The 17,387-nt window shown below is 41.2% G+C and carries 13 protein-coding genes; 11 read left to right on the top strand and 2 right to left on the bottom strand.

Annotation, left to right across the window (positions count from 1 at the left end):
• Positions 1 to 67 precede the first annotated feature (67 nt).
• From hisS to der, 4 genes are read left to right on the top strand one after another with little or no spacing between them, the layout of a single operon-like run.
• The gene (gene hisS / locus FAX86_RS12830) at positions 68 to 1,348 is read left to right on the top strand and encodes a histidine--tRNA ligase (protein ID WP_144393811.1); all 1,281 of its coding nucleotides are present in this window, start codon (positions 68 to 70) and stop codon (positions 1,346 to 1,348) included.
• A gap of 57 nt (positions 1,349 to 1,405) precedes the next feature.
• Complete coding sequence (locus FAX86_RS12825; protein ID WP_144393810.1) at positions 1,406 to 2,122, top strand: YfgM family protein; 717 nt, start codon at positions 1,406 to 1,408, stop codon at positions 2,120 to 2,122.
• Positions 2,122 to 3,354, top strand: a complete 1,233-nt coding sequence (gene bamB, locus FAX86_RS12820; protein WP_144393809.1) for an outer membrane protein assembly factor BamB — start codon at positions 2,122 to 2,124, stop codon at positions 3,352 to 3,354. The genes FAX86_RS12825 and bamB overlap by 1 nt, the downstream gene beginning before the upstream one ends.
• Positions 3,355 to 3,368: 14 nt before the next feature.
• Positions 3,369 to 4,766, top strand: coding sequence for a ribosome biogenesis GTPase Der (gene der, locus FAX86_RS12815; protein WP_144393808.1), 1,398 nt, complete (start codon positions 3,369 to 3,371; stop codon positions 4,764 to 4,766).
• Between the two features lie 32 nt (positions 4,767 to 4,798).
• Here der and xseA read toward each other — a convergent pair whose 3' ends face one another.
• Entirely contained in the window at positions 4,799 to 6,151 is a 1,353-nt protein-coding gene (xseA, locus tag FAX86_RS12810) for an exodeoxyribonuclease VII large subunit (RefSeq protein WP_144393807.1), read from the bottom strand.
• Between the two features lie 268 nt (positions 6,152 to 6,419).
• On the opposite strand from xseA, the gene guaB reads away from it, so the two are divergent.
• The 5 genes from guaB to FAX86_RS12785 all read left to right on the top strand — a co-directional run bounded on the left by guaB (position 6,420) and on the right by FAX86_RS12785 (position 15,241).
• Complete coding sequence (gene guaB / locus FAX86_RS12805; protein WP_205859208.1) at positions 6,420 to 7,889, top strand: IMP dehydrogenase; 1,470 nt, start codon at positions 6,420 to 6,422, stop codon at positions 7,887 to 7,889.
• Between the two features lie 108 nt (positions 7,890 to 7,997).
• A complete protein-coding gene (guaA, locus tag FAX86_RS12800) occupies positions 7,998 to 9,575 on the top strand; it encodes a glutamine-hydrolyzing GMP synthase (RefSeq protein WP_144393805.1) in 1,578 nt (525 codons plus the stop codon).
• Between the two features lie 126 nt (positions 9,576 to 9,701).
• Positions 9,702 to 10,208: a tRNA adenosine(34) deaminase TadA gene (gene tadA / locus FAX86_RS12795; RefSeq protein ID WP_144393804.1), complete on the top strand. Its 507-nt coding sequence runs from the start codon at positions 9,702 to 9,704 to the stop codon at positions 10,206 to 10,208.
• Between the two features lie 185 nt (positions 10,209 to 10,393).
• Positions 10,394 to 11,602 (top strand): response regulator, encoded by a 1,209-nt coding sequence (locus FAX86_RS12790; RefSeq protein ID WP_144393803.1) that lies wholly within the window; start codon positions 10,394 to 10,396, stop codon positions 11,600 to 11,602.
• 255 nt (positions 11,603 to 11,857) lie between these two features.
• Positions 11,858 to 15,241, top strand: coding sequence for a methylmalonyl-CoA mutase family protein (locus FAX86_RS12785; protein ID WP_144393802.1), 3,384 nt, complete (start codon positions 11,858 to 11,860; stop codon positions 15,239 to 15,241).
• Positions 15,242 to 15,297: 56 nt separating this feature from the next.
• Here FAX86_RS12785 and FAX86_RS12780 read toward each other — a convergent pair whose 3' ends face one another.
• Positions 15,298 to 15,531: a PGPGW domain-containing protein gene (locus FAX86_RS12780; RefSeq protein WP_144393801.1), complete on the bottom strand. Its 234-nt coding sequence runs from the start codon at positions 15,529 to 15,531 to the stop codon at positions 15,298 to 15,300.
• 176 nt (positions 15,532 to 15,707) lie between these two features.
• Between FAX86_RS12780 and FAX86_RS12775 the strand changes: the two genes are divergently transcribed.
• Positions 15,708 to 16,460 (top strand): phosphorylase family protein, encoded by a 753-nt coding sequence (locus FAX86_RS12775; protein ID WP_144393800.1) that lies wholly within the window; start codon positions 15,708 to 15,710, stop codon positions 16,458 to 16,460.
• A gap of 2 nt (positions 16,461 to 16,462) precedes the next feature.
• Entirely contained in the window at positions 16,463 to 17,368 is a 906-nt protein-coding gene (locus tag FAX86_RS12770; protein WP_144393799.1) for an AEC family transporter, read from the top strand.
• Positions 17,369 to 17,387 lie beyond the last annotated feature (19 nt).

Raw genomic sequence — 17,387 nt, 5'->3', positions numbered from 1 at the left:
CATTTATCGCTGAATTCGGCTATAATGCCGCGTTTATCTGAACGTCTCGTTGTCCAAGGAGTTATTTTTGAAAGCCAAGTTTCAAGCGATTAAAGGCATGAACGACTTTTTGCCCGAGCACACGGCTGCTTGGCAAAAGCTTGAAGGCTTATTGCGTTCCTTAATGAAGCAATATGGTTATCATGAGATTCGAATGCCGATTGTCGAGAAAACCAGCTTGTTTAAGCGCTCTATTGGCGAAGTCACTGATATCGTCGAAAAAGAGATGTACACCTGGACTGACTTGAACGAGGACAGTTTGACTTTACGCCCTGAGGGAACCGCTAGTTGCGTGCGCGCCGGTATTGAACATGGTTTGTTGTACAACCAACAACAGAAGCTGTGGTATATGGGGCCCATGTTCCGTCGTGAAAAGCCTCAGAAAGGACGCTATCGACAATTTCATCAGTTAGGCGTGGAAGCTTTCGGTTACGAAGGACCTGATGTGGATGTTGAGCAAATTCTGCTCACACATCGTTTGTGGCAGGCGATTGGTATTGAAGATAATGTTGTTTTGCACATTAACTCTTTAGGTGACTCTGATTGCCGAGCAAAGTACAGAGAGCTCTTGATCGAATTCTTTAAAGAAAATGAAGACCAGTTGGATGAAGATAGCTTGCGCCGACTGGAATCAAATCCAATGCGTATCTTGGACAGTAAAAATTCAGCCATGCGTTCTTTGATTGAGCAAGCACCTAAATTGAATGAGCATTTGGACGAAGCATCGCAGGTACATTTCGAACTGCTTAAGCAAAGATTAGAGGCCGCGGGAATTCGCTTCATTGTTAATCCCTGTCTTGTAAGAGGCTTAGATTATTACAACCGAACAGTATTTGAGTGGATGACCGACAAGCTCGGTGCTCAAGGGACGATTTGTGCGGGAGGGCGGTATGATGGTTTAACAGAGCAGTTAGGCGGTCAGGCGACACCTGCATGTGGATTTGCGATGGGCATAGAGAGAATAGTCGCTCTGCTGGAAGGTAGTGACTTTTTTGCCGACTTGGATGATGAGCCTCACATCTATTTGATACATTTGGGTGAGAAAGCAGAGCTGAAGGCAACCGTTTTGGCAGAAAAACTGCGAACTCAACTGCCGAATTTGCGTCTAATGGTCAACCATGGTGGCGGGAACTTTAAAAAGCAGTTTAAAAAGGCCGATCGTTCGGGTGCTTTGTTAGCCTTGATTCTTGGTGATGACGAAGTCGATAAGGGAATCGCGAATGTTAAGTTCCTTCGAGAAAAGAGAGAACAAGTTGAAGTACAGCAGTCTGAATTAGGCGACTTTGTCGCAAATGAATTGAAGCTGTGAATTGGTGCTTGATAAATTATTTTGAATAGACATTAAATTTTGAGTTAGGAGTTACAGGTGGATTACAACACAGAAGAAGAACAGATTAAGGCTCTCAAAGATTGGTGGAGTGAGAATGGGACATCAATCATTATTGGTGTCGTTATTGGTGTCGGCGGATTTTTGGGATACAACTGGTGGCAGGATAAGGATGCGGCAACTAAAGAAGCTGCTTCTACAGCATACCAATCGATGGTTGAAATCGACGCTGAGAAAAACAAAGATGAGTTTAATACTGCGGCAAACCAACTTATAGAGAACCATAAAGATACGACCTACGCCGTTTTGGCTGCTTTGCATTTGGCAAAGCAGCATATTGAATCAGGTGATTTTGCTGCTGCGGAGTCACAATTAAATATGGCTGTCGCTCAAACTAAAGGAGAAAGTATTTCTTCGATCATCAAAATTCGACTGGCTCGAGTCCTTAATGCTCAACAAAAATATGATGAAGCTTTGAAACAACTTGATTCCATTAAAGACATTGCTTTCCTGGCCATGAAACAGCGCGTGCTGGGAGATACTTACTATTTGAAAGGCGAAAAGGATAAAGCCCGAGCTGCTTATGAATTGGCAAAAGAGTCGACAGAATCTTATGTAGTTAAGAACGATCTCGAAATGATGGTTAATGATCTTGCTCCAGTTAATAGTGTTGTTTCTTCGGATGAAGTAGTAACTGAAACACCAAAACCTGATGCGCCAAAAAATGAAACATCAGAAACCAGTCAGGATTCATAATGACATTTAATAAATCAATATTGTTGTCGATAGTCACTGCTGTATCTATCGTAACGTTAACCGGTTGCGGTGACGATGACGCTTTACAACCAAATCCATTACCTACTTTGACCGAAACGAAAGTCAAATATGATGAGAAGTGGAGCATTAAGTTTGGTGGCGGCATTGATGAACAGTTTTTAAAACTTGTGCCCGCGGAAGGCTATGGAAAGATTTTTCTAGCCGATGCGAAAGGCGCATTACTTGCGTTGGAGCCTCAATCTGGCAAGGTCGTGTGGCGCACAAAAACAAAAAATGCAATTTCTGCCGGGGTAACTGTTTCTAGTCGAGTCGTTGTTGTGGGAACTCGAGAAGGCGAAGTTATTGCGTTTGATGTTGATGATGGTTCTAAAAAATGGGAAGCGATTGTTTCCAGTGAAGTAATCGCCCCTGCTGCAGTTAGCGATGGTTTTGTCGTTGTAAACACGGTTGATGGAAATGTTATAGCGCTCGATGCAGAGTCGGGTGAGCGTAAATGGTTTTATGACAGAAATCTTCCTGCTTTGACGTTGCGTGGAACTTCGGCTCCTGTGATTGCTCATGGAGCTGCTATTGCTGGTTTTGCGAATGGCAAAGTCGGGGTGTTTATTCTTCAAAATGGGCAGCTTGCCTGGGAAAAACAAATAACTGCACCAAGTGGTCGCTCAGACTTGGAGCGTTTAGTTGATGTGGATTCACAACCGATAGTTTTTGGTACGACTTTGTATGCGTCTTCATTTAACGGTAATTTGTCAGCTTTGGATTTGCAGTCAGGTGAAGCTAAATGGTCGCGCGAGTTATCTTCTTATCAAGATATGTCAGTCGATAACCAAACTCTGCTGGTGACTCATGACAATGGTTATATTAGTAGCCTAAATAGAAATAACGGCGCTTTACTTTGGACCCAAAAAAGTTTGTTTTTACGTGGTTCAACATCACCGGTTGCGTTTAATGATCACATCGTTGTTGGTGATAACAGTGGCTACTTACACATGATGGACAAATCTGATGGTGGGCTAATTGGCCAACTTAATATCAATCTTAATGTGAATTACTCAGACTGTTACTACGGCGAAGAAGCCTGCCGCTTTCATAATCATGAGCAATATGGCGTCGCATCAAAACCTATTGTGGTCGATGATGTATTGTTAGTTCAAACAAGAAATGGCCACATCATTGCTTATCAGCAAAGAAAGCCAGATATTAACGAATAGTGTAGTAAATAGATATGGTTCCTGTAGTTGCCTTGGTGGGTCGACCAAATGTTGGTAAATCTACTTTATTTAATCGATTAACGCGTACTCGCGATGCGTTAGTTGCCGATTTGCCAGGGTTGACTCGCGATCGACAATACGGACATGCCCGGATCGAAAATAAGCCCTATATCATAATCGATACCGGTGGAATCACTGGTGGTGAGGTCGGAATTGACGGACATATGGCGGAGCAATCTAAAGCCGCTGTACAGGAAGCGGACGTCGTTTTATTTTTAGTTGACGCGCGAGCTGGTTTAACATCTGTTGATGAGAGTCTTGCCCGCGAGTTGCGAGCTTTTAACAAGCCGGTGCATCTAGTCGTTAATAAAGTAGACGGTATTGATGCAGATGCTGCTCTTGCCGACTTTTATGCACTGGGTTTTGAAAGCGTTAATCCCATTGCGGCAGCTCACGGACGAGGTGTGACATCACTTTCAGAGCAAGTTCTTTCTCCTCTTTCCGAAGCGTTAGAGCTTGAAGAAGACGGAAAAGATCGTTCGAAACATCCTAAGATTGCCATTGTTGGTCGACCAAATGTTGGTAAGTCAACACTAGTAAATCGCATGTTAGGAGAAGAGCGAGTCGTTGTTTTTGATATGCCCGGAACAACGCGTGACTCCATTTACATTGATATGGAGCGTCGTGACAAGCCTTATACCATTATTGATACGGCGGGTGTTCGTCGCCGAGGTAAAGTTAAAGAAACGGTTGAAAAGTTTTCTGTTTTAAAAACATTGCAAGCGATAGAAAACGCCAATGTTGTCATTATGGTTATAGATGCTCGTGAGGGAATTACCGAACAAGATTTGTCTTTGCTGCACTTTGTGATGGACGCTGGACGCTCTCTAGTTATTTCAATCAATAAATGGGATGGCATGAGTGCTGAAGAGCGGGAGGGTGTTAAAAAGGACGTCGACCGACGAATGGTATTCGCTGATTTTGCTCGTATGCATTTTATTTCTGCGCTGCATGGTTCTGGTGTGGGTGATTTATTTGAGTCAGTAGATGAAGCTTATCAATGTGCTAATGTTGAGATGTCTGCTTCAAGATTGACGCGCGAACTGGAAATTGCTGTAGCGAAACATCCGCCGCCCACGATTAAAGGATTTCGCAGTAAATTACGTTATGCACATCCAGGCGGACACAATCCACCGCGTATCGTCATTCATGGTAATCGAACCACTAAATTACCGGAATCTTATCAAAGATATTTGATTAAACACTTTATTAAAGCACTCAAAATTGTTGGTACTCCCATTAAATTAGAGCTCAAAGAAGGGCATAATCCTCATGAGGGTAAAAAGCAAGAAATGACTCGACGTCAAAGATTGAAGCGGCGCAGAACGATTAAGAAGTTCGGAAAAAAATAATAAACTTTAAAAAAGCGCATTACGCGCTTTTTTTATTCTGTCTCAACAACTTTGCTAAATATTCTACCTGTTTTTAGACGCGTTTCGATGGTTTGGCCAACTGATACCTGAGATGAAGAGTTAATGAGTGTTTCATTGTGTAAGGTGATCGAGTAGCCGCGATCCAAAGTTGCCAGAGGGCTCACCGTATTGAGTTGAGCTGCAACATAAGTAAGGGCGTTTTGTTTATTTTTAAAATAAGTTCGGGCGGCAAATGATAGTCGCTTTTTGAGCGCATTGTTCTGTGACTCAACTTGCGACAATTGCTTTTCTGGATGATATTGTAACAGAGCAAGCTGTGACGAGTGTAAACTTTCTTTTAGCTCCTGAAGGTTAGATGTCATTGCGTGTTTGAGGCGCACATATAATCCTTCCAACTCAGATGCGTGAGACTCGAGTAATGGTTCTGGATCGGCAAGACGAAGTAATAAATAAGAAAGTCGTGCTTCAAGCTCGGCCGTTAATCCATCCATTGACTGAATTAAGCGAAACCCCAAATCATCAATATTTTGCGCGACTTGATTTTGATCTCGTGTAACCAACTCGGCTGCGGCAGAAGGTGTTGGCGTTCGAACATCTGCGACGAAATCGGCTATGGTAAAATCTATTTCATGACCGACAGCCGAAATTGTCGGCAAAACAGATTGATGGATTGTATGAGCCAAAGCTTCTTCATTAAAACACCAGAGATCTTCGAGTGAGCCTCCGCCTCTAGTTATTAAGAGAACATCGACTTCTTTTCTTTGATTAGCTGATTCAATCGCATTAATAATCGAATGGTGGGCTTTTTTCCCTTGTACCTGACAGGGATATACAATAATTTCCGTCATTGGAAAACGGCGGTGCATAACGCTAATAATATCGCGAATGGCGGCACCTGTCGGCGATGTGACTACGCCGACACGTTGTGGTGTTTGTGGTATCGCTTTTTTGACCCTCGGATCGAACAAGCCTGCTGCATTGAGCTTTTCTTTTAATTGCTCGAATTGCATTTGAAGATTACCCAGTCCCGCTGGTTCCATATAGTCGACCGCGAGTTGATAATCACCGCGTGCTTCGTACAGGGTCACTTTGGCTCGTAAGTAAATCTGCATTCCACCTTCTGGTCGAAATTTCAAATGCTGATTTCGGCCTTTCCACATGGTGCATTTCACCTGTGCAGAGGCGTCTTTTAACGTGAAATACCAGTGTCCTGATGCCGCAGCGACAAAATTGCTGATTTCACCTTCAATTAATACCTGTCCAGCCTGGTTTTCAAGCAATCCCTTAACCTTTCGATTGAGTTCTGAGACCGAAAGGTATTTTTTCTCACTTGGTTTTTTGGGTTGAAGTACAGGCTTAAGCATAGTGTGCGTAAATATCCTCTTATTTTAATTAACAATTTGATTTTCAATGACTAATTCGAAAATAAGTAGTTCAATTTTTTGTCGTTATTAACCCATGCTTGAAAAGCTAAACTGTACCTTTTGTGCATTTATATTAAATCTTCCAAAATAAGAGAGAAAAGCATAACTTTACTATCTATCCCGGTCGGTTGGGCATTGTTCTTGATTCAGGATGAATGCTATAATCCCGCTTTGGTTTTCCAACCGTTTTAATCTAAGGTGATTCTCAATTATGCGAATTATTCAGGAAGCTCTAACTTTCGATGATGTTTTATTGGTTCCAGCGCATTCTAACGTATTGCCCCACCAAGCTGAACTGAAAACTCAGTTAACTCGAGGAATTTCACTCAATATCCCTTTGGTATCCGCCGCAATGGATACGGTTACCGAGTCGCGACTAGCCATTGCACTCGCTCAAGAGGGAGGCTTGGGGTTCATACATAAAAATATGAGTATTGAACAGCAAGCTAACGAAGTTCGGAAAGTCAAAAAGTTTGAAAGCGGTGTGGTGAACGATCCTATTACAGTAACCCCCAAAGCAACTATTGCAGAGCTGAAGCAGATTACCGCTGAGAATGGTATTTCTGGTGTCCCCGTTGTTGAAGGCGACGAGCTTGTTGGTATCGTAACCAGTCGTGATGTTCGCTTTGAAACTCATCTTGACCGGCCTGTTTCAAGTGTGATGACTCCTAAAGAACGTTTAGTCACGGTGAAAGAAGGTGCTGAGACAGAAGAAGCGCTGGCTTTAATGCACAAACACAGAATTGAAAAAGTGCTGATGGTTGATGAGCAATTTCATTTGAAAGGTCTGATTACCGTCAAAGATATACAAAAAGCAGAAGATAAGCCCAAAGCCTGTAAAGACGAGTACGGTCACTTACGAGTTGGTGCCGCCGTTGGTACTGGGGCTGACACTGAAGATCGAGTGGCTGCCATTGTCGCGGCTGGTGTTGACGTTGTTTTGGTAGATACTTCTCACGGACACTCTCAAGGCGTTTTAGATCGCGTTAAGTGGGTTAAGAAAACTTACCCTGATGTGCAAGTTATCGGTGGAAATATTGCAACGGCTGCAGGCGCTTTAGCATTGGCGGAAGCTGGAGCGGATGGCGTTAAAGTCGGTATTGGCCCTGGCTCTATTTGTACGACGCGAATTGTTACCGGTGTTGGTGTTCCACAAATTTCTGCTGTTGCCAGTGTAGCTGATGCGTTGAAAGACAAATCGATCCCACTTATTGCAGATGGCGGAATACGATACTCTGGCGATATGTGTAAGGCATTTGCTGCTGGAGCTTATGTTGTTATGGTTGGGAGTATGTTGGCAGGTACTGAAGAAGCACCGGGTGAAGTTGAGTTGTATCAAGGCCGCTCTTATAAATCGTATCGTGGAATGGGCTCTTTGGGCGCCATGTCGCAAAAGCAAGGTTCGAGCGATCGATATTTCCAAAGTTCGAATGCTGCAGATAAATTAGTGCCAGAAGGTATTGAAGGACGAGTGCCTTATAAAGGCTCTCTTGTTTCTATCATTCATCAAATGATGGGTGGCTTAAGAAGTTCAATGGGACTGACCGGTTGCGAAACAATGGAGCAAATGCGAACAAAAGCGGAGTTTGTCAAAGTGACAGCGGCGGGAATGAACGAGTCCCACGTACACGATGTGCAAATTACGAAAGAAGCACCAAATTATCAGGTGGGTAAATAAAATAGTTAAATAATCGAAAAGCCGAGGGTTCACCTCGGCTTTTCTTTATTCGTCCTAACTATATTCAGAAGTGAATGCCGCAACGCGTGCGAACAAAAGGTAATTGTTATGTCTAAAGACATTCATTCTAGTCGTATTCTAATATTAGATTTTGGTTCTCAGTACACACAACTGATTGCTCGACGCATTCGGGAAATAGGTGTCTATTGTGAGCTATATCCTTTCGATTTAAGTGAAGAAGCCATTCGAGAATTTAATCCACAAGGCATTATTCTCTCTGGTGGTCCAGAAAGTGTGACCGAAGCAACGACACCCCGTGCATCCGATGTGATTTTTGAATTGGGTGTTCCTGTATTAGGTATTTGTTACGGTATGCAAACTATGGCTGCTCAATTGGGCGGGGAAGTATCTACTTCGACTGAACGTGAATTTGGTTACGCTCAGGTACGCCATGAAGGTGTTTCAGAATTATTTAGTGGTATTGAAGATCACGCCGATGAAACAGGTGAGGGGCTGCTCGATGTTTGGATGAGCCATGGTGACAAAGTGACAGCTTTACCTAGTGGATTTCAACAAATTGGTTCAAGTACTAATGCGCCTTTTGCAGCAATGGCGAATGAAGATAAGCATTTTTACGGTGTGCAATTTCATCCTGAAGTAACTCACACTCGCCAAGGTGGTCGAATACTCGAGCGTTTTGTTTTGAAAATTTGTCAATGCGAAGCCTTATGGACCTCTGGAAATATTATCGAAGATGCTGTTGAACAAATTAAACAACAAGTCGGCGATGATGAAGTTATTTTAGGTTTATCCGGCGGAGTTGATTCGTCAGTAACCGCGGCACTTTTAAACAAAGCGATAGGTGATAAGTTAACTTGTGTTTTTGTTGATAACGGTTTGTTACGACTTAACGAAGCTGATCAGGTCATGGCGATGTTTGCCAATCATATGGGATTAAATGTAATTAAAGTTGATGCTGAAGATCGTTTCCTTAACGCGTTAAAAGGTGTTGATGAGCCAGAGGCTAAACGAAAAATTATTGGTGGCGTTTTCATTGATGTTTTTGATGAAGAAGCCAGTAAGTTGAAGTCAGCAAAATGGTTAGCTCAAGGAACAATTTATCCCGATGTCATTGAGTCAGCGGGAGCCAAAACCGGTAAGGCTCACGTAATAAAGTCGCATCATAACGTTGGTGGATTACCGGAAGATATGAACTTGAAGCTTGTAGAGCCGCTGCGAGAATTGTTTAAAGATGAAGTAAGAAAGATAGGGCTTGAACTCGGTTTACCCTACGATATGCTTTATCGTCATCCATTTCCTGGTCCCGGTCTTGGCGTTCGAATCTTGGGCGAAGTGAAAAAAGAATACGCTGACTTATTGCGACGAGCCGATGCAATTTACGTTGACGAACTTCATAAGCACAATCTTTACCATAAAACTTCTCAAGCATTTACGGTTTTTCTTCCAGTTAAATCCGTGGGTGTTATGGGAGATGCAAGAAAGTATGATTACGTCGTATCTTTACGAGCCGTAGAAACCATCGATTTTATGACTGCTCGTTGGGCTCACTTGCCTTATGATTTTCTAGAGCATGTATCCAATCGAATTATTAATGAGATTGATGGTATTTCTCGGGTGACTTACGATATATCATCTAAACCACCTGCAACGATAGAGTGGGAATAATCAGTTTTTGCCTCATATTGTTGGTATTTGTAGAATACGTTTCTAAATATAATGCGTAGCTTGGTAAAACCAGGGCTATGCATTATATATCCTTTCTTTTTGTATGGTAATAAAGACAAGCTCTGAATGAACGATAATACTCACACGATTGAATTCTCGGATAGCGATCGCGAGTTTATGAGTCGAGCAATTGATCTCGCGTTGCAAGCAGAAGTGGTTAACGAAATTCCTGTTGGTGCTGTTTTAGTAAGAGACGGAACAATAATTGGTGAAGGATTTAATCAACCAATTCGCAATCATGATCCATCCGCTCATGCAGAAATTGTTGCTTTGAGAAATGCCGGACAAACCGTCGAGAATTATCGATTACCTAATACGACGCTTTATGTCACATTAGAACCCTGTGTTATGTGTGCTATGGCCATTGTTCATGCGCGCGTTGAGCGAGTTGTTTTTGGCGCAAAGGATTTGAAAACAGGCGCTGCGGGTTCTGTTTTTGATATTCTGAATAGTGATAAACACAACCATCGGGTTCAAGTCGGTCAAGGTTTGGAAGAAATCACTTGCTCGAAATTATTGTCGAATTTTTTTCGTCGTCGCAGGCAAGAAATTAAAGCCGACAAAAAAGGTTGAAAGTCTTTCCTGTAGCCCTTTCTTTAATTGTGTTGATTTCAGCATGAGATACAGTCTTTCATTCATAAATTTGATCTAAGTCATATATTAAAAACATATCATTAAATATACATCTTACCGATAGTTGTTTACTGAATTGGATGCACTAAACTTAAGTAAGTAATGCGACAGCAAGGGATGTTTGTATGTGTGATATTTTGGTTGTAGATGATGATCCTATGGTTCGAATGGCCCATGAGCGTATGCTATCGGATAATTTTGATGTGGAAAGCTTGGGAACCGGCAAAGAGGTCATTAAGTACCTTGAGAGTAACCATCCGGATGTTATTTTACTCGATGTTGGATTACCTGATATTGATGGCTTTGAAGTTTGTAAGCAATTAACGGATAAAGAGATACACCACGAAACTTCGATTATTTTTGTTTCTGGTCATACCGATCTTGCAACACGAATTAAAGCGTTTGATAGTGGAGCTGATGATTTTATCGGAAAGCCACTAAATCCAAATGAGCTTGTTTCAAAAGTAAACGTTCTTAAAGAGCGAAAGAAAAATATGCTTAACATGGCGAAGGAATTGAAGTCAGCCCATCAGACAGCTCTAACTGCAATGTCAACGAGTAGTCAGTTAGGTCGGGTAATGCAATTCGTCGAGCGCTCCTTTTCTATTTCATCGGTAGAGCAATTGATTACTGTTACATTTGAGTTATTGCAAAGCATGGGTTTGAATGCCGTGATTTCAACTGAAATTGAAAATGAAGCTCAGTTTTTCTCTCCTGAGGGGCAAATTAAACCCATCGAACAGGAGCTATTAGAAATTCTGCGTTCAAAAGGCCGCTTTTACGATTATCAGCATAGAACACAAGTGAATTATGCGTTGGTTTCACTGTTAATTAAAAATATGCCCATTGATAATCCGGATGAATATGGACGCGTTAAAGATTTATTACCTGCAATTGTCGGCTGCTTAAATTCTCGGCTTTCGGAAATTGGAGCTCAAGAAAATATTTTGGCTCAAGCTCAAGATTTGATAGGCGCCTTTGATGTGATTCAATCAACCATGACAACGCTCACTCAGTCTTTGGGCTCCAACCAAAAATCGGCGACTGATCGACTTCATAAAATGGTGGATGAGCTGCAAGTTTTTATTCAAAGATTGGGGTTAGAAGAAGATCAGGAAGTGCGCGTTATTCAGTATGTTGATGATTCAGTGGAAGAGTCTTTAGCGTTGCTTGATGCCGGAGAAAAGATCTTTTCTTCTTTTCAAGAAATATTGGCCAATTTGCAGCAAACGGTCGAAAAGCAGAATAAGATTGTTGAGAAAATTATGGCCGAGAAGAAGGACGTGGTTAATCGAGCCGATGTGAGTGAAGGATCGGATGTCGAATTGTTTTAAGTAATACTAGGCCAGTTTCTATCTCATCGTTTCCTGGTGCCATTCTTTTCTCTAATGAGTTTAACTCATCGGACCTCATTAGAGAAATACCTGATTTTTCCGACTAATTTGATGTAATTTTTCATAAACTTCCATTCAGTGGTAAAATTTGCTCCCTTATTTATCAATTAGCAATCTGTCTGTTATTTAACCTGTATTTGATTCAATAGAGTGATGGGTTATTCAGTCGAAAATGGCAGAAAATAGGTGACGGTTATGGCCGATAAAGCAGTTCCTTATCAATCTAAAAATAAAGTTCGAGTAGTAACAGCCGCTTCCTTGTTTGATGGGCACGATGCGGCAATTAATATCATGCGTCGTATTATTCAATCGACAGGATGCGAAGTTATCCACTTGGGTCATAATCGTTCTGTACAAGAAGTGGTCGACTGTGCGATTCAAGAAGATGTTCAGGCGATTGCTATGACGTCCTATCAAGGTGGACACGTCGAGTACTTGAAATATATGCACGACTTATTGAATGAGCGTGGCTGTGGTCATATTAAAGTCTTTGCTGGTGGCGGAGGTGTAATTCTACCTGATGAGGCAAAGGAATTGCATGAGCATGGCATCACTAAAGTTTATTCTCCGGATGATGGTCGAGAGTTAGGCTTACAAGGAATGATTAATGATTTGGTATTAAAGTCTGACTTTAGTACGGGAGAGAACTTAACAGATGAAATGAACCGGTTAGTTCCGACAGACAGTTACGCCATAGCCAGACTTATTTCTGCCGCAGAGAATCATCGTGAAGAAAACATTGAATTATTTGAATCCATAAAAGCGAAAGCTGAGGCTTCGACGACACCTGTGCTTGGAATCACTGGTACCGGTGGAGCCGGAAAATCGTCATTAGTTGATGAGTTAGTGCGTCGCTTTTTATTAGACTTCGATGATAAGTCGATAGCGATTATTTCTGTTGATCCATCCAAAAGAAAAACCGGTGGGGCTTTATTGGGTGATCGAATTCGTATGAATGCGATAAATTCTAATCGTGTTTATATGCGTTCGCTTGCCACGCGTCAGTCAAACCTAGCGCTCTCGCCGCATGTTCAAGACGCGGTTAATATTGTAAAAGCAGCAGGGTTTGATCTAGTCGTATTAGAAACATCAGGAATTGGACAGTCGGATACTGAAATTGTCGAACATTCTGATATGTCAATGTACGTTATGACACCAGAGTTCGGTGCTGCTACTCAATTAGAAAAAATTGATATGCTCGATTTCGCTGATATTGTTGCGATTAATAAATTTGATAAGCGCGGTGCATTAGATGCTATTCGAGATGTAAAAAAGCAGTATCAGCGTAACAATCAATTGTTTGAGAAAGATGCCGAAGAGATGCCAGTTTATGGCACGATTGCCAGTCAGTTTAATGATCCTGGAACAAATGCTCTTTATCGGGCCATTATGAATCAGTTAGCAGATCGAACGGGTGCGGAGTTACAGTCTGATTTTGGTCATACTGAGGAACAGTCTGAGAAAATTTATATCATTCCACCTCGGCGTGTTCGTTATTTAGCAGAGATTGCTGAAAATAACCGAAAGTATGATGAATGGGTTGAAGAACAAGCCCAAATAGCAGACAAGTTGTACGGTTTAAATCAGTCGATGATCACCATCAATGAAATGTCAGACAGTACCGGCGAAGATGTCGTTAAGCAGCTGGAAAAAGCTTACGAAGATGTTGGTCTTAAGTTGGATGGGCAAAATAAAAAGCTACTAGACGAGTGGGATGATAAAAAATCGAAATACGAAAGTGATGAGTTTATTTATCAAGTACGTGGTAAAGATATTAAAGTTGAAACCAAATCTTTGTCGCTATCACATAATAAAATTCCCAAAATTTCAGTACCAAAATATCGAAGTTGGGGTGACATTTTAAAGTGGAGTCTGCAAGAAAACTTTCCAGGAGAATTTCCGTATACCGCTGGTGTATTTCCATTCAAACGGGAAGGTGAAGATCCAACTCGAATGTTTGCTGGTGAAGGCGGTCCTGAAAGAACGAATCGACGTTTCCATTATGTTTCATTAGGAATGCCTGCAAAGCGTCTTTCAACGGCTTTTGATTCGGTCACTTTATACGGAGAAGATCCTGATTTTCGTCCTGATATCTACGGCAAGATTGGTAACTCAGGTGTTTCGATCTGCTGTTTAGATGATGCAAAAAAATTGTATTCCGGTTTTAATCTTGCAGACCCTAAAACTTCTGTTTCCATGACGATTAATGGCCCTGCTCCAATTCTTGTTGGCTTTTTTATGAATGCCGCTATCGATCAGCAATGTGAAATTTATATCAAAGAAAATGGATTAGAAGCGGAAGTTAAGCAAAAAATTGAAGCCATTTATCAAGAGAAGGGGCAACCTGTCCCAACTTATAATGGTGAATTACCAGAGGGTAATGATGGTTTAGGATTGATGCTGTTAGGAGTAACCGGAGATCAAGTTTTACCACAAGATGTTTATGCTGATATCAAAGCGAAAACTCTGACCGCTGTTCGTGGTACTGTTCAGGCAGATATCTTAAAAGAAGATCAAGCCCAAAATACTTGTATTTTTTCAACGGAGTTTGCACTTCGTTTGATGGGTGACGTGCAAGAATATTTTATTGACCACGGTGTTCGTAATTTTTATTCGGTGTCTATTTCTGGTTATCATATTGCTGAAGCTGGTGCTAATCCGATTTCACAATTGGCTTTTACTTTGGCTAATGGATTTACCTTTATTGAATATTATTTATCGCGTGGTATGGACATTGATAAGTTTGCACCAAATTTTTCATTCTTTTTCTCAAATGGAATGGATCCCGAATACGCAGTAATGGGGCGTGTTGCGCGACGAATCTGGTCTAAAGCTTTAAAGAATCTTTATAAAGCTAGTTCACGCTCACAAATGTTGAAATATCACATTCAAACATCGGGACGGTCTTTGCACGCGCAAGAAATCGATTTTAATGACATTCGTACGACTTTACAGGCTCTTTATGCAATTTATGATAATTGTAATTCTCTTCATACCAATGCTTATGATGAAGCGATTACTACGCCTACGGAAGATTCTGTTCGTCGGGCGATGGCAATTCAATTAATCATTAATCGAGAGTTAGGATTAGCGAAAAATCAAAATCCATTACAAGGTGCTTTCATCATTGAAGAGTTAACCGATCTGGTTGAAGAAGCCGTGCTTATAGAGTTTGAACGAATTTCAGAACGTGGTGGCGTATTAGGTGCAATGGAAACTATGTATCAACGCTCAAAAATTCAAGAAGAATCTTTGTATTACGAAACATTAAAACATACCGGTGAGTTACCGATTATTGGGGTTAATACTTTCTTGTCATCAAAAGGTTCGCCAACAACGATACCGCAAGAGGTAATTCGTTCGACACAGGAAGAGCGAGAGTATCAAATTAATACGGTAAAAAATCAGCATTCGCGGTTTGAACAAGAAGGAAATACCGTGTTGAATGAAGTTCAACAGGCGGCTTTAAATAATGAAAATGTTTTCAATCAAATTATGGAAGCCACAAAATATTGCACTCTTGGCCAAATATCGGGCGCTTTATACGATGTTGGTGGTCAATATCGCCGTAATATGTAGTGATTGATAGATGCACTTTGTAATGATCAATGAAGCGGCGACAGCCGCTTCTTAATCTAGCTTTTCATTTTAAATGCTCGCCAGCGTCGATCGGCCCACTCTGCTGATTGCTTCATTTTCTTTTGAAATACACGTAACCACTTTTTGGCGATTGGGTATTCAATGGCGAGTACTCCGAGTGCTAATGGAATGATAAGAACTGCTGGTCCAGGTAAAATAATAAAAACGACGCCTATGAGTAATAATAAAAGTCCAGTGGCAGTAACTAATGCTTTTTTAACCAGTTTCATTAAGTTGTTATCCTTTAACTGAAAGAAATAAAATATTGGTCGACAGAAGTAAAGCAAAAGCTAAGCCAATTAATTTATTCTTTTAAAACAGAGAGATATGATGTTCAAAGTTATATTCTTTGATAGTCTTGGCACTCTTTTAGTAAATTTAACCAATGTTAGTGAGAGTTTGAAACATGAGTAAGGAAACAAAATCGATTCAGCATATTGTTGTTTTGATGGCGATGGCTGAAGAAGCCGATCCAATAATTCAGTCATTGAAATTAACGCAAGTCGAAGTTCTACCTGCTAACCTTCCGTTTCAATGTTATCAAGGACAATTTAAAGATCTGACTGTTAGTGTTGTTATTAGTGGTGTTGATCCGCGTTATCGGGTCGATAATATAGGAACACAGGCAGCAACTTTGATGAGCCATGTTGCAATAGAAAATTTACATCCCGATTTAGTTATTAGTGCCGGAACCGCTGGTGGCTTTTCCAAAAGAGGTGCAACAATAGGGACCGTTTATTTGAGTAATGATCGATTTATTTATCATGATCGCCGAGTTCCACTGGAAGGATTTGATGAGTCGGCGATTGGTCATTATCCGGCATTAAATGTTTTAAAAATGGCGAAGGATTTAGAACTCCCCGTAGGCGTTGTTTCGACAGGCAGTTCGCTTGAGAAATCAGAAAAAGATGTTGATGTCATAGAGCAATATGGAGCAGTCGCAAAAGAAATGGAAGCAGCTGCAATAGCTTGGGTGTGCTGGTTGCACCAAAAGTCTTTTGTTGCGGTAAAATCAATTACAAATTTATTAGATGAAGAGGGAACCTCAGAAGAACAGTTTGTGAAAAATTTGGAATTGGCTTCTGCTAAGTTAAGTCAACAATTGGTCAAAGTGATTGAGTATTGCAATAAAAAATCAATTTTTGAATTAGCTGATTAAATATGAATGTTACTCCATTGCTTATAATCGGGACATGTCTTCTGGCAGGTCTTTTACTCAGGCGGTTTTCTTCCTTTCCTGACAACTCGGCTGATGTATTGAATCGATACGTTATATGGATTGCATTACCTGCCTTAATTTTGAGTACCGTTCCCTCACTAACTCTGGAACCAACTGCTCTTATTCCTATGGCAGTGGCGTGGATTATTTTACTCGTCTCAGCTTTTGTTGTGATTGTCGTCTCTAAGCAATTACAGTGGGCAAACTCGACACGTTGTGTACTTTTGTTATTGGTACCCTTAGGAAATACGTCATTTGTGGGAATTCCCTTAGTTTCTGCTTTGATTGGAGAGGAAGGAGTCGTCTACGCAATTTTATACGATCAGTTGGGCAGCTTTCTTGCATTGTCATCTTACGGTCCCATTGTTTTAGCGATTCATGGTGATGATCGCGTATCTTTAAAAAGTGTTGGCCATAAAATTATTACGTTTCCTCCATTCATTGCTCTTATCGTTGCTGTGTTACTGAGTTTTATCGGTATGCCTAAAAATATCGAAACTGCTGCGCAATCGATAGGTGCAACATTAGTTCCCGTTGTGATGGTTGCTGTGGGATTTCAATGGCAGTTTAAGTTGCCTGGAGAGGATCGTTTGCCCATGGTTTTTGGGTTAGTTTTCAAATTATTCTTGGCGCCAGCTTTAGCTTTTATATTGTTAATTCCTTTTACTATGGATGACTTTATACGACATACAGTCGTATTAGAGGCAGGAATGGCGTCAATGGTTTCTGCAGCAGCGCTTGCTATCAGTCATGGTCAAAACCCAAGGTTAGCATCAGCACTCGTTGGCTATGGTATTTTGCTGTCTTTAATTACTGTGCCGGTGTGGTTTCAGTGGTTGATACATTAAGTTGATTTAGGAAGTTGAG

Source organism: Pleionea sediminis (assembly GCF_007570825.1).
Classification (GTDB): domain Bacteria; phylum Pseudomonadota; class Gammaproteobacteria; order Enterobacterales; family Kangiellaceae; genus Pleionea; species Pleionea sediminis.
The sequence above is the reverse complement of the archived record's forward strand: the minus strand, read 5'-3'. Positions and strand labels throughout refer to the sequence as shown.